This window comes from Polyangium sp. 6x1, assembly GCF_029946515.1.
Classification (GTDB): domain Bacteria; phylum Myxococcota_A; class Polyangia; order Polyangiales; family Polyangiaceae; genus Polyangium.
The window spans coordinates 1-22,950 of the sequence record NZ_JARZHH010000093.1 but is presented as its reverse complement, the minus strand read 5'-3'; the positions used below and the strand labels follow the sequence as shown (position 1 = coordinate 22,950).

Here is a 22,950-nt window from a genome sequence, read left to right as displayed (position 1 = left end):
ATAGAACAAGAAGCGCCCCACCCGTCGCGCCTCCTCGTAATGCATGAGCAGCAGCGTGAAGGTGCGCGCCTTCGTATGTCGTCCCCGGGAAGATACGTGATGTCGAGAAGATACACGATGTCGTTTTGCGCTTTCGCCGTGAGCGCGGCGCTCTGGTCCGGGAGCGCCGCCGCTCTGGAGTCGAAACCTCCCGTGGAAATCACCGGCTCCCCCGGCAATGGGGTGACGGTGAAGGTCGGCGATGTGTTCTCGTTTAATGCGCGGAGCCGGATCCTGCTCCGCTACCAGATCAACGTGCCTCCCGCGGATGAGCAGGGCGAGCGGGACGTCCAGCAGCTCGTCAACATCGCGACGGCGCGCCTCTGGTTCTCCGGCCACGTGTATCGGCCCGAGCTGACGTACATGATCCAGCTCGCCCTCGGCGGTCGCGATTTTCGCGACGGCGTCATCGCGCCGATCTTCCACGCCTTCATCGACTGGAAGATCCACCGCGATTTCAGCATCCGGGCCGGGCAGTTCTTCGTGCCGTTCGATCGCCTGCGCACCGTGGCCGTATTCGCGCTCCAGATGGCGGACAGGCCGGTGCCCGTCGACGAGCTGACGCTCGATCGCGACGCGGGCATCACGTTTTATTCGGAAAACTTCCTCGGGAAAACTTCTCCAGTGGCGTGGCAGCTCGGCGTGTTCGGCGGAGGCGGGCCGAACCTCACGGCATCGAAGGAGCCCGGCGCGCTGCTCGTGGGTCGGCTGGAGCTCCGCCCGCTCGGCAAGATCGACGATGATTCCGAGGGCGATCTCGACCGCAGGAAGAAGCCGGCCGTGGCCCTCGGCGGCGCGTTCGCGGCGAACTACAACACGAACCGATTGCGGAGCACGACCGGCGCGACGTTCCTCGGCGGGACGACGGATTACCTGCACGCCGCCGCGGATCTCGTGTTCAAGTGGCGCGGATTCGCGCTCCAGGGCGAGTATCTGTGGAAACACGCGGACACGGACCGGATCGAGTCCACGGACGAGGACGGAAACCCGCGCACGGAGTACACGCGCTCGGGCCAGGGCACGGTCTTTCAGGCCTCGTACGTGTTCGATCCGCCGCTCGAGGTCGTGGCCCGGTTCTCACGATTGTACGCGCTCGGAGGGACGGACCCGAAGCTCGTCTCCGAGGTTCAGAGCCGCGGGCAGGAGGTCGGCGTCGGGCTCAACTATTACTTCAACAAGCACAAGGCCAAGCTGCAAGCCGACTGGATTGCCCGGATGCCGCACGATTTCGATTTCGAGAAGGCGAACCACGTCGCCCACCTCCAGTTCGACGTGACGTTCTGAGAGGGCGCTCTACGAGATCGCGCAGCGAGCTCGCCTCGGGGGGTGAATCGGCCGGGCTTCGCCTGGCCGAGAGGGGGACGCGAGGCGTCCCCCTCGGGACGAAAGAAGCCTAGAACATCAATCGGTTCTTGAACCGATTGATGTTCTAGCAGGCTGTTGAGAAACGCCGCGAGCGCCCTGGAGCTAGGGAGGAGGACGCAGGAATACAGGCGTATTCCGAGGACGACAACCGACGATCCAGGGTGCGCAGCAAGTTTATCAACAGCCTGCTAGGCGCGACGCATGGCGAACGCGATCCCGCTCTGGACCGTGCTGCGCGTGACGATGTTGCCGAGATCCACGCCAATCTCGATGAGCGCCTGGGCCACCTCGGCGCGAATCCCCGTGAGCACCACCTCGGCGCCGAGCAGCCGCACCGCCTTCGCGGCGTGCAGGAGCGCCTCGGCCACCGCGACGTCGACCGTCGCGACGCCGGTGATATCGAGGATGGCCACCTTCGCGTTCCGCGCCGTCACGCCCGAGAGCAGGCTCTCGAGCACTTGCTCGGCGCGCGCCTCGTCCACCGTGCCGATGAGCGGCATCACGACCACGCGGTCGCTGATGGGGATGAGGGGCGTCGAGAGCTCCGCCAGCATGGACGCCTGCGCCCGGATGATCTCGTCGAGCAGCCGCCGCCGTTCCTGCTCGGCCCGCCTCGCCGCCCGTAAATCGCGCGTCACCGCACCGATGCAGATGGGCTGCCCTGTGTGCTGATCCCGGATGAGGAATGCGTTGTATTGCGTGGGGAAAGGCTCGCCCGTCTGGAGGTGCTTGAACTCGAGCTCCCCCTCCCAGCGCCCCGTCGCCCGGATGGCCGGTACGATGTGCTCGAGGAAATGGCGGCCGCCCGCCGGCGTGAACGCCTGGATGACCTCGAAGCCCCGCATGTCCGCGTCGACGTCATATCCGATCAGCCTGCGGCCGGCCGCATTGCAATAGATCGTGCGGCCGTCCAGCGTGCAGATGCCGATGAAATCCGCGCAGGCTTCCACGGCGGCGATCATCTGCTGGCGCTCCTCGTCGAGGCTCGACATGCGCGCCTGCTCGTGGCGCAGCGCCGCGGCGGCCGCCGATTGCTGCTCGAGGAGCCGCTGCCGCTCCTCGGCCTCCCCTTGTTCTGCCCGCAGGTCGCGCATGACCGTGGCGAGGCCGAGCGGCGCCCCCGTCTCGGGATGCCGGACGAGATATCCGCTGTAAGCGACGACGATGGGCTCGCCCGTGGGCATGTGCCGGCACCGGAGCTCTCCCTCCCAGCGGCCCTCGGTCACGACGATCGGAACGATTTCCTTCTCCAGCCGGGAGACGTCCTCCGGCATCACGTAATCGGCGTTCACGGTGCTCTGCACCTCGTCGGCGCTCGCGAGCCCCACGAGCCTGCGGCCGGCCGTATTGACATGGAGGCCCTTCCCGTCGAGCGAGGCAATGCCCACGAAATCCGTGCAGCAATCGAGGGCGGCGCGCATGAGACGATGCTCGTCCTCCGTGCGCGCGAGGAGCGCCTCCTTGACGCGCAGGCCCTCGATGATCCGCTCCTGCGCGGCGACCTGCTCCTCCAGCGCGGCGATGCGCCGGGATAGCGCCTCCAGCGATCCCCGATCGTCGGATCCTTCCGAAGAGCCATGCATGAAGGCGAACGTATCCGACTGGCAGGAAGATTTGCAACAGGGATCACGCTCCCGAGGAGCGAAACGGCTCGCCCGAGGAATGCCGCGAGCTCGATGGGGACATGAAACCGTCGATCGACCTCGATCGACGCTTCGGGTGAGCGCTCACCGCGCCGATACTTGGGCGCCGAGCCCCTTCATCTGCGTGTCGAGCTGCGTTTCGAGCTCGCTCGCGAAGTCGGCGCAGAACGACGCTCGGTACCAGTGCGGCCTTCGATGCATCACGACCGTGGACGCGCCGGACGCGGCGACGGCGGTCACCTGAGCTGCCTTCTCCGGGGTGATCGCCCCATGAACCGCGTGCCGGATCGGCATCCAGACGAACACCTGGCAAGACCAGGAATTCGAGAAGAAAATGCTCCGGCGATCCGCGAAGCTCAGCGTGGCGCCGGCGGCTTGCCATCCGCCGGCTTGGTCCGTCCCGCCATCGGCGACGATCGTGATGAATGGGAAGGACGCTGGCGAAACGCCGCCAATCCACACGAACGGGCTTTCTGCCCGCTCGACCCCTTCCGTCTCCTCCGCGTCGTCCTCCGGCGCCGCCTGCACCATCGCAGGAACCGCCGCACAAAAGGCGGCGATCATCCACGCAAACCAGCGCTTGCCAGCTCGAACCATGTCTCCCTCCCTTCCGGCAGAGCCTGCCGGGCACGGGGCTACATGGGTCCACGCGGCGGCGTGTCGATGACCCCATCGGCGGTCGCAGACGAGGACATGGACGGCGCCCGCGAGATCAAGGGCTCACCGGGTGACGTCGAACAAATGGAAAGGACCGACTTCGGCCCGACCCACGCGCCCGCGATTGAAAGGCGATCCGCAAGGTGATCGCGGCGCCGGGGGTGGTGGCGGATGCGGCGCCGGTGCCGACGGAGCAGCGCGAGGACGAGGTCTCAGCGTGCAGCTCACCGGTGCGATTGGGTAGGCTCCGGCGGGGTTTTCGGCGGGATCGTAAGGTCGTCGATCAGGCAATCGTAGATCGTGGCCTCACCCGCACAGCGTAGAGGGTGTTGGACGTATGGAACGACGACGTAGCCGAGTTCCGGCGGCATCAACTCGTACCCGGGAAATGCAACTTCGATCTCCCGCGCGATGCCGTCGGCATAGGGTTGCTCCTCGGGTGTGAGCTCGATGCGCCGCTCCGCCGGTGGGAAGAGATTGCCGTGGCCGTCTGGCTCGTCGCAAAAGAGATAGCGATAGCTATGAAGGACGTAGTAGGGCACCAGAAAGCTCACCCCGAAGGCGAGCGAGTGAAAACCAACGTCCCGGGCGAGCGTGGGGAGACGGATGCCCCCCACATGAGCCCCGACGGGTCCGGCCGCCCAAAAATGCGGGAACGCGTTCTCCACGTCGCACTCCGGGAACCGATCCCGCAGGCGGCGGAGCAGGCCGCGCCAGACCTCGTAGTCTGCGGTCGTGATGGCTTGTCTACGCCGTTCGACGATCCGCCGATATTCTGCGGTCTGCCTGTACTCCGGCGTCGAGGGCGTGACGCCGATTCCGGGATAGTACTGGCGAGCGAGCGCGATCAACTCCGCGGGCGAGTGCCTCATTGTGCGCGAACTTTAGCTCCGAGCCCTAACTGCGTCTGCAGTTCCGTCGCGAATTCCATGCAAAAGAGCGCTCGCACCCACTGCGGCCGCCTATGCATCACCACCCGAGACGCGTTGGTCGCGGCTGCGGCGGTCCGTAGTGCTGCATGTTGCGGGGTGATGACCCCGACCATCGAGTGCCGGATCGGAACCTCGACGAACACCTGGCAGGACCAGACCTGAGGGAAGAAATGCCGCCCATCCACGAAGTTCAGCACGGTAGCCGCTGCCTGCCATCCGCCTGCTGGGTCTCTCCCGTCATCGGGCACGGTCGTGAAGAATTGGAACAGCGCTGGCGAGAATCCGCCAACCCCCACGAACGCACGCTCCGCCTCCGCGACCTCTCCTCTCTCCTCCTCGACGTCCTCCGGTGCAGCCTGCACAACCGCAGGGACCGCTGCACAGACGGCGGCGACCATCCACGCACACCAGCGCTTGCCAGATCGAACCATGGCTCCCCCTCCCCGGCAGCGTCCGCCGGGCACGCAGGACTACATGGGTCCGCTCGGTGTCATGTCGATGACCGGGGCGGCAGGCCGTGGGACCACGCGGACGAGATCAGAAACGTCGCGAACGAGGTGGAGGACCTTGCCCGCGACGTCGCCGCCGTCGCCCGCGAGGTCTCGAACCTCGCCCGCGTGGTTTCAACCTATGCCCGCAGCGTCTCGAACCTCGCCCGCGTGGTTTCAACCCATGCCCGCAGCGTCTCGAACCTCGCCCGCGTGGTTTCAAACCACGCCCCCATGGTTTCAACCCATGCCCGCAGCGTCTCGAACCTCGCCCGCGTGGTTTCAAACCATGCTCGCGTGGTTTCAACCCATGCCCCCATGGTCCCGACCCTCGCCCGCAGGGTCCCGACCCGTGCTCGCAGGGTCCCTCCACCCGCGCGCGGGATCCCCGTCCACGCCAGCAAGATTCCAACCCTTGCGTACAAATCCACCGTGCGCATCCTCCACACCCTCCTCGCGTCGTTACGCGTGGAGATGCAATGCACCCATTCCCCCCGCTTTGGGGAGGAGATCCCGCCATGTCGAATTCCGTGGACCCCGTCGCGCTCGACACGCTCGTTCACGATTGCACCGCGTTCGCGCCCTTCCTCGTCGACCTTCCGGAGCGCGCGCGCCTGGGTATGCGCGCAGAACAGGAAGGTTTCCCGGAGGTCGTCACCGAGATCCTCACGAACCAGGCCGCCCTCGGTGACAGGGCCGGCATCACGAAGACCGATATCGATTCGTTGCAGGAGTCGAACCAGCGCATCGCGATGATCGACGCGCGCCTGCCCGCCCTGAAGAAACTCGTCGAGATGATGGAGGAGACGCGGGCGCTCGAGGACGACAAGAGGCAACGGCTGGTGAACGCGTTCGCGGATTCGATCGAGCGCCGCGCCAAGGCGACGGGGGACAAGAGCCTCCTCGCGAAGTACGAAACGACGCGCAAGTATCGATCGGCGATCGCGATGAAAGGGGTCAAGACGCGGTCGAAGAGCGCAAAGGCAGCGGAGGCCGAGGACGCAGAGACGATGCAGGGCTAGACGTCATCCCCAAAGGCCCGGCTCGGCGAGCCGCACATCCCGCCTCTGCCCGTGCGGCTCGCTGGGCCCTCCTGCCGGATCGCTCCCGATTGAAAGGTCCTGTAAGAACACCACCGAGCCGCCGGGTGATATCGATCCTTCGAGAGGTCATCGGACCTCGAAGGAGAACGCCCATGGCTCATAGCTTGGAAGCAATCAAAGGACCTTTCGGCTCGGTCGGCTGGGTGAGGTGCAAATCGTGCGGATGGAGCGGCGCAGGCGGCGACACGCCCCCCAAATGCCCGCCGGCGTCCGCCACGAATCCGGGGACGGGCACGACCGATCCCATCGAGACGCTCGATCCCGAGCCGGTGAAAGAGCCCGCGCCTTGACGGCGCCTCAATCGACGACGCGCACCACGGCGTTCGGCGCCAGGCGATAGCCGTCCTCGAATCGCTCGATCACCTCGCGCAGCCCGAAATGCCGCAGCCGCGTGAGCGCCACGTAGACCCGGTTCGCGCCCACCTCGAAGCTCGGCCGCTCGCCGGGCCACCCCGCTTCGAGCAGCTCCCACATCGTGAGCGGCTCGCTCGACCCCGCCTTTTGCCGCTCGACGAGCGCGAGCAAAATGCGTCGCTGCGCCCGGCCGAGCCTTCGCCGCTCTCCGTCCGATCCCGCCACCCATGCCGCGTCCTTTCCGAGCATGAGCGTCGGCTCCGGGCCGGATCGTCCCGCCGCGCGCGCGAGCAGCGCGGCCACGTGCGCCTCGAACGCCTCCGGCTCCGGCTTCGCGCCCGCGCAGGCGCGGATGCGGTCGGCCACCTCGATGGCCTCCTCCATGCTCGCCCGCAGCGCCGGCAGCTCGCCCAGCACGCGTTGCTCCACCCAGCGCAAACAATCGACGAGCTCGGCGTCCGACGGCTGGAGCTCGCCCCGCACGATGCGCCCCACGGCGTCCGAGATCTCCACGTATGGCATCAGCGAGCGCATGAAGAGCACGAGCGCCACGTAATCGCCCATCGGCGAGGGGCTCCCCTGCATCGCGAGCTCCGGCGCCTGGTACGACGTGAGGGAGCCGTCGCAGGTCCCGTCGTCCTTCTCCACGGGGAAATTCCTGCCGAACCCCACGAGGTAGAACTGGCCGCGGGCGTTGAACAGCACATTGCCGAGGGAAATGCGGCCGAGGCAGATCGGCGCCCCTGTGTGCGGATCCCGCTCGGCGTGCGCCGCCTGCAGCGCCATGCGCAGCCCCACGATGAACCCGTCGGCCGCGCCATAAGCGATTTTCTGCTCCGAGTCGGCCATCGCGCAGAGCATTTCGTGCCCGTCGACGACGGCGTCGCAATCGAGCTCCAGGAACGGCGTGCCTTGCGCCTCGCCACGAAACGTGACCTTCGGGATCCGCGGATGATCGAGCTGCGCGTGCGTCCGCTCCACGCAGGCGAACGCCTCGGCGATTTGCCTCGTATTCGCGGCCGGCCCGGGGAGCACGACCGTGCACGGCGTACGGTCGTCCGCGCGCCTCGCGGAGACGACCTTGTAGGCGCCGCGCGCTCGAATGGGCGCCGGATCGAGGTAACGCTCCAGGAACGGGGGCACGCCCGTAGATACCACATGGGCGCGCCACGAGCGATGTCTCGGCGCGCCACGAGCGCCGTAAATTTGATGATTCTCCGGTGCCTGTTCTACTGCTGGACGGTGGGACGGGCCGATGCAAAACAGACCGAAAAATCCGCGCTCCTCACCTTCGACCGAGCGCCCCTCGCCTGACACGGGCAGGCAGCCGCACGCGGCCCAGGTGGCGCAGCCTCGACTCTCTCCGCACGCGGCCAAGGTGGCGCAGCCCCGGCTCTCTCCGCACGCCGCCACGGTAGCGCAGCCCCGGCTCTCTCCGCACGCCGCCACGGCGGCGCAGCCCCGGGCCATGGCGGCCACGACAAACGCCGGAAAGGCGCTCCTCTTGAAGCTCGTCCGCGCGGGCACACCCGAAGCGCCCCGGACGCTGGATGTGATTGTCGACGACCCCTGCGACTGTGGAGGGCCGTGCTGCGAGGAGACGACGCCGGTGCAGGCAAAGCTCGCCTCCACGGCCTTCGCCGGGCTCCTCGCGTCCCAGGTCTCGGTCCGCGCCGCGAGCGCGCCGCACCCGGCCACGATCCAGCGCAGCGTCGACACCAGCAGTCCCCCGCCTGGATACTCGGGAAAGAAATGGACCCAGCTCTCGAAGAAACAGCAAAAGGCGGCCTGGGCCAATCAAAAGGAGGCGGAGAACAACAACAAGAAGCAGAAGGACCGGGACGAGTTCAGGCTGACGGCCTACGGCTGTTACAACGACTCCGAATGCACGCAATACAACGCGCACATCAAATTCTGCCACAACTGCATCGATTCCGGGGGCAGCTATCTCCGCTGGGACTTCGACTATTACCGGAACGGCGAGTACGTCGGCAGCTACAGCACGCCTTGCATGGCCTGCGGGCCGAGTGGTGTCTCGCTGGATGAAGAAACGGCCAAGAAGCAGATAAGCACCACGATGTACAGCGTCGTCAAGTGACCGGGTGACCACGCGAGAGCGTGGAGGCGAAGGCCCACGGCTGGGCAGGAGCACCCCCGCCCTCCCAGTTTACCCTTCCCTCCGCGAAAACCCCGCTCTAGACTCGCCCCGCCCCCCAGGAGGCGGCTTTCATGCCGATTCTCGAGCTTTCGTTCGCGTGTGGAGAGACGTCCTTGTCCGTGCGCCATTTCGCGGTGCAGGAGGCCGTCTCGAGCTTGTTCACCGTGTCCGTGATGGCTCGGTCCGAGAGCCCCGGCATCGACCTCGAGGCGATCATCGGCAAGCCCGCGAGCCTCCGCGTCGTGAGCGGCTGGCTCTACGCGCGCCTCGGCGGCGCGCGGCTCTGGTCGGGCATCGTCAACTCCATCGAGCAGGTGCACGCCGTCCAGCCGGGGGGACAGGGCAAGGAGCTCTCCACCTATTCGCTCACGATCGTCCCCACGTTGTGGCTCCTCACCCAGCGCCGCAACTACAAGATCTTCCAGCACCTCTCCATCCCCGACATCGTCGATCGCGTGCTCGACGCGTGGAACCTCGAGCGCGCCTGGGCCGTCGATCGCGGCCGTTATCCCAAGCTCGAGTACAAGGTCCAGTACGGCGAGAGCGACTTCGCGTTCGTGAGCCGCCTGCTCGAAGAGGCGGGCATCGCGTACACGTTCCCCGACGACGACGCGAAGGGCTCGAAGCTCACGCTCGGCGACAGCCTCGAAGCGAACCCGCTCCGCCCTGGCCCGGCGCTGCCGTACGTCGACAACCCGAACCGCGCGTCGGAGAAAGAGTACCTCTCCAAGGTCCGCCTCTCGCAGGCCGTGCGGCCCGGCGCGCACGTCGTTCGCGACTACGATTTCCGGAATCCGGGGTATGCCCTCTTCGGCGAGGCCCAGCAGGCCGAGGGCAACGAGGCCAAGTACGAGCAGTACCATTACGAGCCCGGCGCCACGCTGATCGAGGGCGGCAAAGGCGGCGGCACGCCGGCCGCGGACGACAAGGGCACCGCGCGGTACGTCGAGTCGCACGGCAAGGATCGCGCGGCGCGTTTGCTCGGCGGCGCGCGCGGCGATCGTCGCGCCGTCTCCTTCGACACGAACACGATCGACCTCTGGCCGGGCCAGATCTTCCGCATCGACAAGCACCCGCACGCGCTGCTCGGCGACGAGACGCGCCTGCTCGTCACGCGCTTCGCCGTCGAGGGCACGCCGGGCGAGGAGTGGCACATGTCGGGGCAGGCCGTGTTCACGGACGCGCCCCATCGGCCGCAGCAGAGGACGCCGAAGCCGAAGGTCGAGGGCGTGCAGAGCGCGCGCGTCGTCGGCCCGTCTGGCCAGGAGATCCACACCGACGAGTTCGGCCGCGTCCGCGTGCAGTTCCCGTGGGATCGCGACGGCCAGAACGACGACGACAGCTCCTGCTGGATCCGCGTGAGCCAGGGCTGGGCGGGCACGGGGTACGGCATGATCGTGATCCCGCGCGTCGGGCAGGAGGTCCTGGTCGGCTTCCTCGACGGCGATCCGGATCAGCCGATCATCGTGGGCCGCGTCTACAACGCGAAGCAGGCCGTCCCGTACAAGCTGCCCGAGAACAAGACACGCTCGGCGTGGAAGACGAGCACCTCGCAGGGCGGCGACGGCTTCAACGAGATCATGTTCGAGGATCTGAAGGATCAGGAGCTCGTCTGGGAGCACGCGGCGAAGAACCGGCGCAGGCTCGTCAAGAACGACGAGACCATCACGATCGGCCATGATCGGCAGAAGCTCGTGCAGAACGACGAGCAGGAAAAGACGCTCGGCTTCCTCAAGGTCTACGTCGGCAAGGACCAGGACATCGTCGTCAAGCAGGACAAACGCGAGCGCGTCGAGGGCGACGATCACCTGCGCGTCTGGGGCAAGCAGAGCATGGCCGTCGAGGGCAACCGTTCGTTCGTCGTGCAGGGCGATCGGCACGAGCTCGTCGGGAAAAACCACGCGCTCGCGGTGGCGCAGGACATCCACGTCGCGGCGGGCTCGGCCGTCGTCATCGAGGCGGCGAGTGATCTCACGCTGAAGGGCCCGGGCGGGTTCATCCGCATCGACTCCGCCGGCGTCACGATCCGCGGCAAGAAGGTCTGGATCAACAGCGGCGGCTCCCCCGGCGAAGGCAAGGGCGCCTCGCCCGAGGCGCCGGCCGAGGCGGCCGAGGCGGTCGTCGACGACGTGAGCAAGACCCTGATCGGGCAATAGGAAGGAGCCGGGCGATGCCTCCTGCCGCGCGCATCACGGATCGACACGTCTGCGGGATTCACCCGCCGAACGTCATCGTCGAGGGTGAGGGCACGGTCATCGTCGGCTATCAACCACAAGCGCGCGTCGACGACGCCGAGGCTTGCGGCGCGGCGATCTCCGCCGGCGAGCCCACCGTCATCATCGGCGGAAAGGACGCCGCGCGAAAAGGCGACCCCACGAACCACGGCTGCACGATCGCGTCGGGCTGCCCAACGGTCATCATCGGCTCCAATCCGATGGCAGTGCTCCAGACGGACAAACCTTTCTGCGAGGACTGCGCCCGCAAGGCGGCCGAGCGCGCCGCGCGGCAGAAGGCCGGGAGGGACGCGTCGTGACCGAGCCTCGGCTCATCGTCGAGGTGCGTTATGGCAAGCTCGCCGGCACGAAGACCGTCGTCGAGGCCGGCCGCGCCCTGCGCGTGGGCCGGACCGACCTCGCCGATCTCGTGATCGCACACGACATGCAGATGTCGGGCGCGCATTTCGAGCTGCAATGGGACGGCGCTCGTTGCGTCTTGCGGGACCTCCACAGCCAGAGCGGCACGCGCCTCGGCGGAAAGGACGCCACGCAGGGCGAGGTCCCGCACGGCGGCTGGATTCAGGCGGGCGAGACCGATTTCATGGTCTACGTCGAGGGCAGGACGAATCCGCCGGCTGATTTCCTCGACGACGACGAGCTCGCGCGCGAACAGGCCCGCGCCCTCGCGGCCGAACAGGCGCTCTTCTCCTTGCGCTCGCTCGCGGGGGACAAACCTCTTTATGCCGTCCTCGACATGGCCCGCGATCGCCGCATCCTCGGCCTCGTCCGCGAGCACGTCGAGCCGCACCGCTCGCTCTACGACGGCCCGCAGGGCGAGACGTTCGAGGACGTCGCGCCGTACCTCGTGGGCCCCATGCGCCGCGACTCCGCGCTGCTCGATCGCCTCGTGCGCGAGGGCTTCGGCAAGCGCTGGGGCATCTATTGCACGAGCGACGAGAAGTTCGTCGAGGTGCGCCGCCATTTCCGGCGCTTCTTGATGGCCCTGCTCGACGAGACCGGCGAGCAGGTCTATTTCCGTTTCTACGACCCCGGGGTCGCGCGGGTCTTCTGGCCGACGTGTAATGCCCCGCAACGGACCGAGCTCTACGGGACGCTCGGGGACATCTTCGCCGAGGGCAAGGACCTCTCGCTCCTCCGCCTGCCACGCTGACGCACTGGAGCTTTACAATGGCCATCCTGGAACTGAAGGTCGCGGGAGAACACGAGCTCTTCGTCCGTCATTTCTCCATGGATGAGCGCGTCTCCGAGCTCTTCACGGTCTCGCTCCTCGTCCGCTCGCGCGACCATAGCCTCGATTTCTCCTCCATCGTCGGCAAGCCCGCCTCCTTCCGGATGCAGGCCGGATACGAACACGTCGCGGGCGGTGGCGCGCGCGCGCTCGCGGGGATCGTCTCCTATGCGGAGCAGGTCGAGGCCTTGCAGGAGGTCGGCGCCGAGGACGGCCTCTCCACCTACGTCCTCTGCATCGTCCCCGACCTCTGGCTTTTGACCCAGCGCCGCGGCAATCGCATCTTCCAGCACCTCTCCATCCCCGACATCGTCAAGCGTGTCCTCGGCGAATTCGGGATCGGCGGCGAATGGCGCGTCGACGGCGGCGCGTATCCCAAGCTCGAATTCAAGGTCCAGTACGCGGAGACCGATTACGACTTCGTCTCGCGCCTCCTGGAGGAGGCCGGCATTGCGTTCGTCTTCGAGGACGGCGGCCGGCTCGTCTTCAGCGACGCGCTCGAAGCGGGGCCGAAGCGGAAGGGCCCGCCCATTCCTTACGTCGACAGCCCGAACGCCGCCGCCGAGCAGGAGTACGTCAAAAAGGTCGGCATCGGCCGCGCCGTCCGTCCCGGCGCGGTCGCGTACCGCGATTACGACCCGCGCCACCCCGAGCTCGAGCTCGCGGCGCTCGCCTCGCCCCACAGCGGCGTGGAAAAACCGCTCGAACAGTACCATTACGACGCAGGCTCCTTCCTCGCCGAGCTCGGCAAGGCCGGCTTCACGCCCGTCGCCGACGACAAAGGGTTCGCCCGGCACGACCACGGCCATGGCTACGACCTCGCCCGCCGCACGCTCGAAGCGGCCCGCGTCGATCACCGTGACGTGCACATCGAGGGCAACACGCTCGACCTCTCGCCCGGCGTCGTCTTCTCGATCGCGCGCCATCCGCACCCGGAGTTGCCCGAGGGACGCTCGCTCCTCGTCGTCGAGAGCAAGCTCTCCGGCACGGACACGGGCGAGTTCGAGATGAGCGCGCGCGCCTTCTTCGCCGATTACAAGTATCGCCCGCCGAAGAAAACCCCCAAACCCCTCATCCACGGCGTGCAGAGCGCCACGGTCGTCGGCCCCGCCGGCCAGGAGATCCACACCGACGAATACGGCCGTGTCCGCGTGCAGCTCCCCTGGGATCGCGAGGGCAAACGCGACGACGACAGCTCGTGCTGGATCCGCGTCAATCAAGGCTGGGGCGGCCTCGGGTATGGAATGCTGAACCTCCCGCGCATCGGCCAGGAGGTGCTCGTCGTCTTCCTCGAAGGCGACCCGGACCAGCCCGAGGTGGTCGGCCGCGTCTTCAATGCATTGCAACAGGTCCCGTACAAGCTGCCGCAGCACAAGACGCGCAGCACGTGGAAGAGCGACACCTCGCTCGGCGGCGGCGGCTTCAACGAGATCATGTTCGAGGACCTCGCCGAGAAGGAGCTCGTCTGGCAGCAAGCGCAAAAAGACCGCCGGCGCAAGGTCGAAAATGACGAGTTCGCAACGATCGTTCACGACCGTACAAAGCTCGTGAAGAACGACGAGCGCGAGCACATCGAGGGCAACCAGAAGCTCTGGGTCGGCAAGGATCTCGATGCGGTCACGAAAACGAACAAGCACGAGTGGATCGAAAAAAACGCGCACCTCGTCGTGAAAGGCAGCCGACGTGAAGAGGTCACGGGTAAGCATTCCCTCACGGTGAAAAAAGACCTTCAGGAGAAGGTCAATGGCAACCTCGCGTTGCGCGCCGGGAGCGACGTGCACCACGTGGCCGGCGAAACCTGGGTCGGCGAGGGCGGCGGCGACGCGACCGTGAAAGGGCCGGGCGGCTTCCTTCGGATTGATGGCGGCGGCGTTACGATCTCGGGCACGATGGTGTGGATCAACGAGCGGGGATCGCCTGGCAAGGGCCGCGGCGCCAAGCCCGAGGGCCCCGACTTCGGCGAGGCCACGGGCCCGAAACAAGACGAGGACGTGGGCGACGTGTCCGGCCAGCTCGGCGACGAAGAGACGAGCTGCGAGCATTGACGCAAAGCGACACGAATTTGCGCCCATTTTGAGCTTGAGCCCGACCGCCGAGCCGGTTTAGGGTGCCGGTGCCAAAAATCGGACAGTACGCGCATTGGTCCTGGCGGTCACGGCGAGGAGGCGGCTTTCATGCCGATCTTGGAGCTATCGTTCGCATCTGGTGAGACGTCGTTGTCGGTGCGCCACTTCTCGGTGCAAGAGAGCGTCTCGAGCTTGTTCAGCGTGAACGTGATGGCGCGCTCGGAGAGCCCCTCGATCGATCTCGAAGGGATCGTCGGGCAGCCGGCGAGCCTCCGCGTCGTGAGCGGCTGGGCGTACGCGCGCCTCGGCGGCGCGCGGCTCTGGAGCGGCGTGGTGAGCTCGATCGAGCAGGTGCACGCGGTGCAGCCGGGCGGCCAGGGCAAGGAGCTCTCGACGTATTCGCTGCGCATCGTGCCGACGATGTGGCTGCTCACGCAGCGGCGCGGCTATCGCATCTACCAGCACCTCTCGATCCCCGACATCGTCGATCGCCTGCTCGGCGAGTGGAGCGTCGAGGCGAAGTGGGAGATCGATCGGGGCCGCTACCCGAAGCTCGAGTACAAGGTCCAGTACGGCGAGACCGATTTCGCCTTCGTGAGCCGCCTGCTCGAAGAGGCGGGCATCTCGTACACGTTCCCGGACGACGACGCGAAGGGCTCGAAGCTCACGCTGAGCGATCGCCTCGAAGCAAACCCCGCGCGCCCCGGCGGCGCGCTGCCCTACGTGGACAACCCGAACCGCGAATCCGAGAAGGAGTACCTCTCGAAGGTCCGCCTCACGCACATCGTCCGGCCGGGCGCGCACACGATTCGCGACTACGACTTCCGGAATCCGATGTTCGCGCTCTTCGGCGACGCGCCGAAGGCGGAGGGGCCCGAGGCGAAGTACGAGCAGTACCATTACCAGCCGGGCGCCACGCTCGTGGAGAACGGCAAGGGCGGCGGCGGCACGCCGACCGCGGACGACAAGGGCACGGCTCGGTACGATCAGGGGTTCGGCAAGGAGCGCGCCGATCGCATGCTCGGCGGCACGCGCGCGGACAAGCGCACGATCGGATTCGAGACGAACACGATCGATCTCTGGCCGGGGCAAATCTTCGCCGTCGACAAACACCCTCACGCCGAGCTCGGCGACGACAAACGCCTGCTCGTCACGGAGTTCTCCGTGGAGGGCACGCCGGGCGAGGAGTGGACCATGTCGGGCACGGCCGTGTTCACGGACGCGCCGTACCGACCGCAGCAGAAGACGACGAAGCCGAAGGTCGAGGGCGTGCAGAGCGCGGTCGTCGTGGGCCCCTCCGGCCAGGAGATTCACACCGACGAGTTCGGCCGCGTGCGCGTGCAGTTCCCCTGGGATCGCGAGGGGAAAAACGACGACAATAGCTCCTGCTGGATCCGCGTGAGCCAGGGCTGGGCGGGCACGGGGTATGGCATGATCGTGATCCCGCGCATCGGGCACGAGGTGATGGTCGGCTTCCTCGACGGCGATCCGGATCAGCCGATCATCGTGGGCCGCGTCTACAACGCGAAGCAGGCCGTCCCGTACAAGCTGCCCGACAACAAGACGCGCTCGACGTGGAAGAGCGACACCTCGCTCGGCGGCGGCGGCTTCAACGAGATCATGTTCGAGGATCTCAAGGGTCAGGAGCTCGTCTGGGAGCAGGCGCAAAAGAACCGGCGCAGGCTCGTGAAAAACGACGAGACGATCACGATTGGCCACGATCGGCAGAAGCTCGTCTCGAACGACGAGCAGGACAAGACGATCGGCTTCGTGAAGGTGTTCGTCGGCAAGGACCAGGACATCGTCATCAAGCAGGACAAACGCGAGCGCGTCGAGGGCAACAGCCACCTGCACGTGCAGGGCAAGCGCAACCAGCGCATCGAGGGCAATCAATCGCTCGAAGTGAAGGGCGACCGGCACGAGCTCATCGGCGAGAATCACGCGCTCGCGGTGTCGAAGGAGCTCCACATCAAGGCGGGCACGGCGCTCGTGATCGAGGCCGAAGATCTCACGCTGAAGGGCCCGGGCGGGTTCATCCGCATCGACGGCAGCGGCGTCACGATCCGCGGCACGAAGGTCTACATCAACAGCGGCGGCGCGGCGGGCCAGGGCTCGGGTGCGTCGCCGGAGAAGCCGGACGCGGCGATCGAGGCGGTCGTCGACGACGTGAGCAAGACGCTCATCGCGCAATAAAGGAGCCACGAAAATGCCTCCTGCTGCACGAGTCACGGATCGCCACAACTGCGGGATTCATCCGCCGAACGTCATCGTCCAGGGCGAGGACACGGTCATCGTCGGCTATCAACCGCAAGCGCGCGTCACCGACGCCGAGGCCTGCGGCGCCGCCATCTCCGCCGGCGAGCCCACCGTCATCATCGGCGGCAAGGACGCCGCGCGAAAAGGCGACCCCACGAACCACGGCGGCACGATCGCGTCGGGCTGCCCCACGGTCATCATCGGCTCCAATCCGATGGCAGTCCTCCAGACGGACAAACCTTTCTGCGAGGACTGCGCCCGCAAGGCGGCCGAGCGCGCCGCGCGGCAGAAGGCCGGGAGGGACGGGTCGTGACCGAGCCTCGGCTCATCGTCGAGGTGCGTTATGGCAAGCTCGCCGGCACGAAAAAGGCCGTCGAGGCGGGCCACGCGCTGAAGGTCGGCCGGACCGAGCTCGCGGACCTCGTCGTCCAGCACGACGGGCAGATGTCGGGCACGCATTTCGAGCTGCAATGGGACGGCGCGTTGTGCCTCCTGCGTGATCTCGGAAGCCAGGGCGGGACGCGCCTCGGCGGGCAAGCGGCCACGCAAGGCGAGGTCCCGCACGGCGGCTGGATTCAGGCGGGCGAGACCGATTTCTTGGTGTACGTCGAGGGCAAGACGAAGCCGCCGCGGCGCAAGCTCGAACGCTCGCCCGAGGACGAAGAGGCGCGCCTCGAGGCCGCCGCGCGTGCGTGCGAGCGTTTGCGCGCGGAGGCGGCGAAGGCGCCGCTTTATGCGATCGTCGACGGCGCGCGCGACCGCCGTATCCTCGAAGTGCTGCGCGAGGGCGTCGAGCCGCACCAATCGCTCTACGACGGCCTGCAGGGCGAGACGCTCGAAGACGTCGCGCCGTACCTCGTGGGCCCGTTCCGCAAGGATTCGGCGCTGCTCGACCGTCTCCTCGCGGAGGGCTTCGGCAACCGCTGGGGCATCTTCTGCACGAGCTACGACAAGTTCGTGGAAGTGCGGCGGCACTGGCGTCGCTTCTTGATGGTGACGCTCGAATCGACGAACGAGAAGGTCTACTTCCGCTTCTACGATCCGGGCGTGTTCCGCGTCTTCTGGCCGACCTGCAGCCCCGCGCAATGCCAGGAGTTCTCGGCCGGCATGGAGGAAATCTTCGTCGAGGAAGAGGACCTCTCGCTCTCGCCGCTCGTAAGGCCCCTCTGATTCGGAGTCAATGCCGTGGCAAACCTCGAGCTCTCCCTCGCCTCCGGTCAACGCGACCTCTACGTGCGGCGCTTCTCCGTCCGGGAATCGGTCTCGAACCTGTTCTCGATTCACCTCCTCGTCCGCTCGCCCGACCATAGCCTCGACCTCGGGGCGGCGGTCGGTTTTCCCGCGGGCTTCCGCCTCCACGCCGGGTATGCCCACGTGCATGGCGGCGCCCAGCGCACGTGGACCGGCATTGTGGCCCGCGCCGAGCAGGCGCACGCGCTGCAAGAGGTCAGCGCCGAGGACGGGCTCTCGACGTACCACGTCCACATCGTGCCGGAGCTCTGGCTGCTCACGCATCGCCAGGGCAATCGAATCTACCAGCAGCTCTCGATTCCGGACATCATCGACAAGCTCCTCGGCGAGTGGAACATCCAGCCGACCTGGCGCATCGAGCGCGAGCGGTACCCGAAGCTCGATTACAAGGTCCAGTACCGCGAGACCGATTACGCCTTCCTGTGCCGCCTCCTCGAAGAGGCGGGCATCGCGTATACGCTGAGCGAGCACCCCGAGCGCGGCACGACGCTCGTCTTCGGCGATCGCATCCAGACGAACCCGCCGCGCTCCGGCCCGCCGATCCCGTACGTCGACAACCCGAACGAGGCGGCCGAAAAGGAGTTCATCAGCCGCGTGCGCTTCGGCCGCGAGGTCCGCCCTGGCGCGGCCACGTTCCGCGATTACGACCCTCGCAAGCCCGACCTCGCCCTCTTCGGCAAGGCCGAGCCCACGGCCGGCATCGAGGGCAAGCTCGAGCAGTACCATTACGACGCGGGCTCCTTCCTCGTCGAGACGGGCAAGGCCGAGGGCACGCCGAACGCCGACGATCGTGGCTTCGCGCGGCACGACGGGAAATACGGCACCGAGCTCTCGACGCGTGTCCTCGAAGCCGAGCGCACCGGCGAGCGGATGATCTCGTTTTCGGCGAACACGTTCGACCTCGCGCCCGGCGTCATCTTCACGATGGGGCGCCATCCGCATTCGGCGCTCCCGGAGAGCCGCCAATTCCTCGTCGTCGGCGCCTCGATCGAAGGCACGGACACCGGCGATTTCAGCTTCTACGGCCACGCGTTCTTCGCCGAGGCGCCCTATCGTCCGGCGCGACAAACCCCGAAGCCGCGCATCCACGGCCTGCAAAGCGCGACGGTCGTCGGCCCCTCGGGCCAGGAGATCCACGTCGACGAGTTCGGCCGCGTCCGCGTGCAATTCCACTGGGATCGCGAGGGCCAGAAGAGCGAGCAAAGCTCCTGCTGGGTCCGCGTGAGCCAGGGCTGGGGCGGCATGGGGTACGGCATGATCACCGTGCCCCGCATCGGCCACGAGGTGTTGATTTCGTACCTCGAAGGCGACCCGGACCACCCGATCATCGTGGGTCGCGTTTACAACGCCGCCCAGCAGGTCCCGTACAAGCTGCCGCAGGACAAGACGCGCAGCACGTGGAAGAGCGACTCCTCGCTCGGCTCGGACGGGTTCAACGAGATCATGCTCGAGGATCTCGCGCAAAAAGAGCTCGTCTGGCAGCAGGCGCAGAAGGACCGCAACCGGAACGTCAACAACGACGAGTTCGCCACGATCGTCCACGACCGGCAAAAGCTCGTGAAGAACGACGAATCCGAGCAGACCCTCGGTAATCGCAAGTTCTGGGTCGGCAAGGATTACGACGAGATCACGAAGCAAAACAAGAACGAGACGTACAACAAAGACGTCCACCTCGTGGTGAAGGGGAGCCGGCGCGAGCGCGTCGACGGCAAGCAATCCCTTACCGTGAAGAAGAGCCGGCACGAGAAGGTCGAGGGGCGCAGCGCGCTCCGGGCGGGCCAAGAGATTCACCACGTGGCCGGCGAGGAGTGGGTCGGCGAGGCGGGCGGCGCGGCCACGATCAAGGCCCCCGGCGGCTTCATCAAGATCGACGGCGCCGGCGTCACCATTTCGGGCACGATGGTGTGGATCAACGAGCGCGGCGAGCCCGGCGACGGCAGCGGCTCGAAGCCCGAGTCGCCCTTCGAGGAGAAGGAAGAGGAGCAGAAGACCTCGGGCGAGAGCCCGGACGATCATGCGCCCTCGCCGCAATACACCATCGCCGATCCGGCCGACGGGGACGGGAGTTCGATCCCGATATGAACGTCGGGGAGGAGCAGCAGCAGCAGGTCGCAGGCACGGGCAATGGAGTGCAACGGTGCACCGTCGTCGTGGTGATCGATCCGGGGCACGGCGACTCGCACGACGAGAGCACCACCATCGACCCGGGGGCCGTCGGCGGAGGCCTCAACGAGGCCGACGTCGTCCTCGACATCTCGAAGCTCTTGAAGGGCAAGCTCGCTGCGAAGACCGATCTCATCGAATCGGTGCACCTGACCCGCGAGGGCAACGTCGACAACCCCTCGCAGGAAAGGCTCCTGTGGCGCCAGCAGGTCGCGGTGGCCAAGAAGTGCGACGTCTTCCTCAGCCTTCACCTGAACGCCAACGAGAAGACCTCGGCCAACGGCAAAGAGGTCTTCTACAACCACAAGTCGTCGAACAAGGCGGAGAGCGCGAAGTTCGCCGCCACGCTGTTCGCGGCCTACAAGCTGCCGATCGCGGAGCGCAAGCCGCCCGTCAAGACGGAAGGCCTCAGCGTGCTCGCCACGTACCCGTGGACGTCCAGGAAACTCGGAAAGGTCCGCGACGCCACGATCTTTCAATCGGTGAAGGCCGCCGCGCTGTTCGAGCTCGGCTTCGTCTCGAATGATGGGGACCGCAAGGCGGTCGTCGACAACAAGGACAACATCGCCGGCTGGCTCTGCGATGGGATCTGCTCCTACGTGAGCGCCAATCGCGCCATTCTTTGCGTCTGACCTCGGAGGCTCGATCCCGTCATGGCGACCATATCCAGCGAGCAACAACAAGCGGTCGCGGGTGCGCAGAGCGACGGCAATGCCGTTCAGAGCTGCGCCATCATCGTGGTGATCGACCCCGGCCACGGCGACCGCCTCAAGGCGAAAAACCCCGTCGACCCCGGCGCCGTCTCCGGCACGATCTACGAGAGCAACATCGCGCTCGACGTCGGCAAGAAGCTGAAATCGAAGCTCGAAGCGAAGACGGACTGCATCAAGGCCGTGTACCTGACGCGCGAGGGCGAGATCACCGACGTCTTGCCGAGGCTCAAATGGCGCGTCGCGATCGCCAAGGAGAAGAAGGCGAACATCTTCATCAGCCTTCACCTCGACGCGGCCGGCGCGTCGGCCTCGGGCCAATCGGCGCTTTATCACCCGAGTTATGCCCATTCGAAGACGCTCGCGTCGACGGTCGCGGGGCGCGCCAAGATCGTCAAGAGCCGCGGCGCCAAGTCCCGCGACAACCTCTACGTGATCAACCTTAAATACTTCGGCCCGGAGACGAAGGCCTCGATCCTGATCGAGCTCGGGTTCATCACGAACGACGCGGATCGCACGGCCTGCATGAACCAGGGAGACGCGATCGCCCAGGAGATCGCCGACAGCGTCGCCGATTTCGTCATTGCGAACAAGTCCATCTTTTCGGCCACGCCGGCGAAGGCGGCGACCCAGACGCCCGCCAATGTGCCGATACCGCGTCCCCGACCGACGAATCGCTGATCGTCGCCCGTCACCGATCCATTCCGCCACCGTTTCCAGTTTTGCGCGGTGATCGTGGCAGGCCCGGCAGACTCGACGACACCTCGCATCGGCCCGAGGTTTTCGTCGAGGAGGCGAGCTCATGCGACGAAATACGACTTTCCTGTGGGTCCTGGCAGCGCTGGCGTGGAGCCCTGCCGCCATGGCACGCGACTATTTGATCGCCGCGAAGACGTGCAGCGTGGAGGACGCCGACAACGACGAATCCTACATTTATCTCTCGATCAACGGGAGCTCGGGCCGGCTTACCAATCACCACCTGCACTCCCCGTCACGCGACGACTTCGAAACGGGGGCCACCGACGTCTACCGGGTCAGCGCCCAGAACCTCGGGACGATCGAGAACATGGTCGTCCGCATCAGTGGCAATGACGGATGGTGCTTCGAGTGGATCAAGGTGACGGACGTGGCCACCGGCGCGAGCTGGCGCGTCAACTACAGCGCCTTCATTGACGGCGACTCGGAATGGCCACCGACCGTGTACTGTCCCCTCCGTGGCCGGCACGAGGGCACCTGCTCCGCGCAATGAGCGCGCCCGCGCACGACGTCGGGCCCCTCAAGTCTTGGCCCCGGCCGTCCCTCGCTCCGGCACCGTCACCGTGCCGAGCGCGAGCGCGCGCAGCGCCTCGCCCCGCCCCTCGTATTGATCCTGCGCCGGGTGCAGCTCGCCCACCATACGCGCCCTGAATTTTCGGAACATCGGCAGCTTGCGCGCCACCGCCTCCGGCGCGTACGCCACGATCGGCTGGCTGTCCGAATGGATCCGCAAGAGCAGCCGCAGGTACGTCCCGCCGAGCACCTCGCGCTTCTGGTAATGACGCCCGCCGAGCAGCGCCCGCTCGGCCTGCACGTCGAGCGCGTCCGCGGGCAAACCCTTCTTCTCCCGGGTGAACGCCTCGCGAATGCGGTTCGACAAACCCTCCGGCACGACCGGCGCCCAGGACAAACCCGAGCGCGCGATGAATTTGTCCGCGGCCTCGACGGCCGCCTTGAGCCCCTCGTCCGTGGGCCCGATGAGCGGCGCCGCCGCGGTCGAGAGCGCCTTCAGCGTCTCCATTTCGTCGAACGGCGCCTCGATCTCGCCGCCGACGAGCACGATCGGCGTCGCGTACTTCCCGTCGTCGCGAATGGCGTGGTCCATGAGCTCCACGAGGCTCCGGTCGTCCATTCGATCGGCGCGGGCGAGGATCTCGAAGATCTCGCGGCGATCCTCGATTTCCCACGCCTCCTTGCCGGCGAGCACGTCGTCGATTTCCTTGTCGGCGCCGCGCTGCTCGAGCTCGGAGAGCAGGCGCTTCCACGCGGGCACGCGCCGAATGCGCGGCACGAAGCTCGGCTCGAACCACACGAGGTGGAGCAGCTCGCGGACGATGACGGGCTTTGCGGCCTCCTCCTCCGCGACGACCGCGCGGATCTCCCGGCGCGGCGCGCTCCACGCGCGCACGCCTGCTGCCTCGTTCGACGCGCCGAGCGCGCCGCCGTCCGACGCCTGATCCTTCGGCGCCTCCGCGAGGGCCGCCGCGGCCGCCGCTGCCGCCGTGCCGAGCGTCTCGCGCCCCGGCGCCACGCCGCCGGGCGCG

Annotated in this window: 21 protein-coding genes; 15 read left to right on the top strand and 6 right to left on the bottom strand. The window is 66.9% G+C overall.

Features of this window, described 5'->3' with window-relative positions:
• The first annotated feature begins 117 nt into the window (after positions 1-117).
• Positions 118-1,323, top strand: coding sequence for a porin (locus tag QHF85_RS44835; protein ID WP_281333644.1), 1,206 nt, complete (start codon positions 118-120; stop codon positions 1,321-1,323).
• 269 nt (positions 1,324-1,592) lie between these two features.
• Here the strand turns inward: QHF85_RS44835 and QHF85_RS44830 are convergent, their stop codons facing one another.
• The 4 genes from QHF85_RS44830 to QHF85_RS44815 all read right to left on the bottom strand — a co-directional run bounded on the left by QHF85_RS44830 (position 1,593) and on the right by QHF85_RS44815 (position 5,067).
• Complete coding sequence (locus QHF85_RS44830) at positions 1,593-2,987, bottom strand: STAS domain-containing protein (protein WP_281333643.1); 1,395 nt, start codon at positions 2,985-2,987, stop codon at positions 1,593-1,595.
• A gap of 144 nt (positions 2,988-3,131) precedes the next feature.
• Positions 3,132-3,644 (bottom strand): hypothetical protein, encoded by a 513-nt coding sequence (locus QHF85_RS44825; protein ID WP_281333642.1) that lies wholly within the window; start codon positions 3,642-3,644, stop codon positions 3,132-3,134.
• Between the two features lie 284 nt (positions 3,645-3,928).
• Complete coding sequence (locus QHF85_RS44820) at positions 3,929-4,576, bottom strand: hypothetical protein (protein WP_281333641.1); 648 nt, start codon at positions 4,574-4,576, stop codon at positions 3,929-3,931.
• The gene (locus QHF85_RS44815) at positions 4,573-5,067 is read right to left on the bottom strand and encodes a hypothetical protein (RefSeq protein WP_281333640.1); all 495 of its coding nucleotides are present in this window, start codon (positions 5,065-5,067) and stop codon (positions 4,573-4,575) included. The genes QHF85_RS44820 and QHF85_RS44815 overlap by 4 nt, the downstream gene beginning before the upstream one ends.
• 575 nt (positions 5,068-5,642) lie before the next feature.
• On the opposite strand from QHF85_RS44815, the gene QHF85_RS44810 reads away from it, so the two are divergent.
• A complete protein-coding gene (locus QHF85_RS44810) occupies positions 5,643-6,146 on the top strand; it encodes a hypothetical protein (RefSeq protein ID WP_281333639.1) in 504 nt (167 codons plus the stop codon).
• 173 nt (positions 6,147-6,319) lie between these two features.
• Complete coding sequence (locus QHF85_RS44805) at positions 6,320-6,517, top strand: hypothetical protein (RefSeq protein WP_281333638.1); 198 nt, start codon at positions 6,320-6,322, stop codon at positions 6,515-6,517.
• A 7-nt stretch (positions 6,518-6,524) separates the two neighbouring features.
• On the opposite strand, the gene QHF85_RS44800 is transcribed toward QHF85_RS44805, so the two are convergent.
• Entirely contained in the window at positions 6,525-7,724 is a 1,200-nt protein-coding gene (locus tag QHF85_RS44800; protein ID WP_281333637.1) for a hypothetical protein, read from the bottom strand.
• 325 nt (positions 7,725-8,049) lie between these two features.
• Here QHF85_RS44800 and QHF85_RS44795 point away from each other — a divergent pair, with 325 nt between their 5' ends.
• The 12 genes from QHF85_RS44795 (at position 8,050) to QHF85_RS44740 (ending at position 21,899) form a co-directional block, all read left to right on the top strand.
• Entirely contained in the window at positions 8,050-8,679 is a 630-nt protein-coding gene (locus tag QHF85_RS44795; RefSeq protein ID WP_281333636.1) for a hypothetical protein, read from the top strand.
• A 131-nt stretch (positions 8,680-8,810) separates the two neighbouring features.
• Positions 8,811-10,895: a type VI secretion system tip protein TssI/VgrG gene (gene tssI / locus QHF85_RS44790; RefSeq protein WP_281333635.1), complete on the top strand. Its 2,085-nt coding sequence runs from the start codon at positions 8,811-8,813 to the stop codon at positions 10,893-10,895.
• Between the two features lie 14 nt (positions 10,896-10,909).
• On the top strand, positions 10,910-11,272 hold the full coding sequence (locus tag QHF85_RS44785; protein WP_281333634.1) for a PAAR domain-containing protein: 363 nt from the start codon (positions 10,910-10,912) through the stop codon (positions 11,270-11,272).
• Complete coding sequence (locus tag QHF85_RS44780) at positions 11,269-12,126, top strand: DUF4123 domain-containing protein (protein ID WP_281333633.1); 858 nt, start codon at positions 11,269-11,271, stop codon at positions 12,124-12,126. Before QHF85_RS44785 ends, QHF85_RS44780 begins: the two co-directional genes overlap by 4 nt.
• Before the next feature lie 17 nt (positions 12,127-12,143).
• Entirely contained in the window at positions 12,144-14,249 is a 2,106-nt protein-coding gene (tssI, locus tag QHF85_RS44775; RefSeq protein ID WP_281333632.1) for a type VI secretion system tip protein TssI/VgrG, read from the top strand.
• Positions 14,250-14,378: 129 nt separating this feature from the next.
• Positions 14,379-16,463: a type VI secretion system tip protein TssI/VgrG gene (tssI, locus tag QHF85_RS44770; RefSeq protein WP_281333631.1), complete on the top strand. Its 2,085-nt coding sequence runs from the start codon at positions 14,379-14,381 to the stop codon at positions 16,461-16,463.
• A gap of 13 nt (positions 16,464-16,476) precedes the next feature.
• The gene (locus tag QHF85_RS44765; protein WP_281333630.1) at positions 16,477-16,839 is read left to right on the top strand and encodes a PAAR domain-containing protein; all 363 of its coding nucleotides are present in this window, start codon (positions 16,477-16,479) and stop codon (positions 16,837-16,839) included.
• The gene (locus tag QHF85_RS44760; protein ID WP_281333629.1) at positions 16,836-17,696 is read left to right on the top strand and encodes a DUF4123 domain-containing protein; all 861 of its coding nucleotides are present in this window, start codon (positions 16,836-16,838) and stop codon (positions 17,694-17,696) included. The genes QHF85_RS44765 and QHF85_RS44760 overlap by 4 nt, the downstream gene beginning before the upstream one ends.
• Positions 17,697-17,711: 15 nt before the next feature.
• A complete protein-coding gene (gene tssI / locus QHF85_RS44755) occupies positions 17,712-19,859 on the top strand; it encodes a type VI secretion system tip protein TssI/VgrG (protein ID WP_281333628.1) in 2,148 nt (715 codons plus the stop codon).
• Positions 19,856-20,572, top strand: a complete 717-nt coding sequence (locus QHF85_RS44750; protein WP_281333627.1) for an N-acetylmuramoyl-L-alanine amidase — start codon at positions 19,856-19,858, stop codon at positions 20,570-20,572. The genes tssI (QHF85_RS44755) and QHF85_RS44750 overlap by 4 nt, the downstream gene beginning before the upstream one ends.
• Before the next feature lie 21 nt (positions 20,573-20,593).
• Positions 20,594-21,331, top strand: a complete 738-nt coding sequence (locus QHF85_RS44745) for an N-acetylmuramoyl-L-alanine amidase (protein ID WP_281333626.1) — start codon at positions 20,594-20,596, stop codon at positions 21,329-21,331.
• Positions 21,332-21,512: 181 nt separating this feature from the next.
• On the top strand, positions 21,513-21,899 hold the full coding sequence (locus QHF85_RS44740; protein ID WP_281333625.1) for a PLAT/LH2 domain-containing protein: 387 nt from the start codon (positions 21,513-21,515) through the stop codon (positions 21,897-21,899).
• 27 nt (positions 21,900-21,926) lie between these two features.
• On the opposite strand, the gene QHF85_RS44735 is transcribed toward QHF85_RS44740, so the two are convergent.
• A partial coding sequence (locus tag QHF85_RS44735; RefSeq protein WP_281333624.1) for a hypothetical protein occupies positions 21,927-22,950 on the bottom strand: 1,024 nt, incomplete at its 5' end.

Bases quoted from the DNA above. Each gene is read 5' to 3' on its own strand.
- QHF85_RS44835 (WP_281333644.1), top strand. From the start codon at position 118: ATGTCGTTTTGCGCTTTCGCCGTGAGCGCGGCGCTCTGGTCCGGGAGC.
- QHF85_RS44830 (WP_281333643.1), bottom strand. From the start codon at position 2,987: ATGCATGGCTCTTCGGAAGGATCCGACGATCGGGGATCGCTGGAGGCG.
- QHF85_RS44825 (WP_281333642.1), bottom strand. From the start codon at position 3,644: ATGGTTCGAGCTGGCAAGCGCTGGTTTGCGTGGATGATCGCCGCCTTT.
- QHF85_RS44820 (WP_281333641.1), bottom strand. From the start codon at position 4,576: ATGAGGCACTCGCCCGCGGAGTTGATCGCGCTCGCTCGCCAGTACTAT.
- QHF85_RS44815 (WP_281333640.1), bottom strand. From the start codon at position 5,067: ATGGTTCGATCTGGCAAGCGCTGGTGTGCGTGGATGGTCGCCGCCGTC.
- QHF85_RS44810 (WP_281333639.1), top strand. From the start codon at position 5,643: ATGTCGAATTCCGTGGACCCCGTCGCGCTCGACACGCTCGTTCACGAT.
- QHF85_RS44805 (WP_281333638.1), top strand. From the start codon at position 6,320: ATGGCTCATAGCTTGGAAGCAATCAAAGGACCTTTCGGCTCGGTCGGC.
- QHF85_RS44795 (WP_281333636.1), top strand. From the start codon at position 8,050: ATGGCGGCCACGACAAACGCCGGAAAGGCGCTCCTCTTGAAGCTCGTC.
- tssI (WP_281333635.1), top strand. From the start codon at position 8,811: ATGCCGATTCTCGAGCTTTCGTTCGCGTGTGGAGAGACGTCCTTGTCC.
- QHF85_RS44785 (WP_281333634.1), top strand. From the start codon at position 10,910: ATGCCTCCTGCCGCGCGCATCACGGATCGACACGTCTGCGGGATTCAC.
- tssI (WP_281333632.1), top strand. From the start codon at position 12,144: ATGGCCATCCTGGAACTGAAGGTCGCGGGAGAACACGAGCTCTTCGTC.
- tssI (WP_281333631.1), top strand. From the start codon at position 14,379: ATGCCGATCTTGGAGCTATCGTTCGCATCTGGTGAGACGTCGTTGTCG.
- QHF85_RS44765 (WP_281333630.1), top strand. From the start codon at position 16,477: ATGCCTCCTGCTGCACGAGTCACGGATCGCCACAACTGCGGGATTCAT.
- QHF85_RS44750 (WP_281333627.1), top strand. From the start codon at position 19,856: ATGAACGTCGGGGAGGAGCAGCAGCAGCAGGTCGCAGGCACGGGCAAT.
- QHF85_RS44745 (WP_281333626.1), top strand. From the start codon at position 20,594: ATGGCGACCATATCCAGCGAGCAACAACAAGCGGTCGCGGGTGCGCAG.
- QHF85_RS44740 (WP_281333625.1), top strand. From the start codon at position 21,513: ATGGCACGCGACTATTTGATCGCCGCGAAGACGTGCAGCGTGGAGGAC.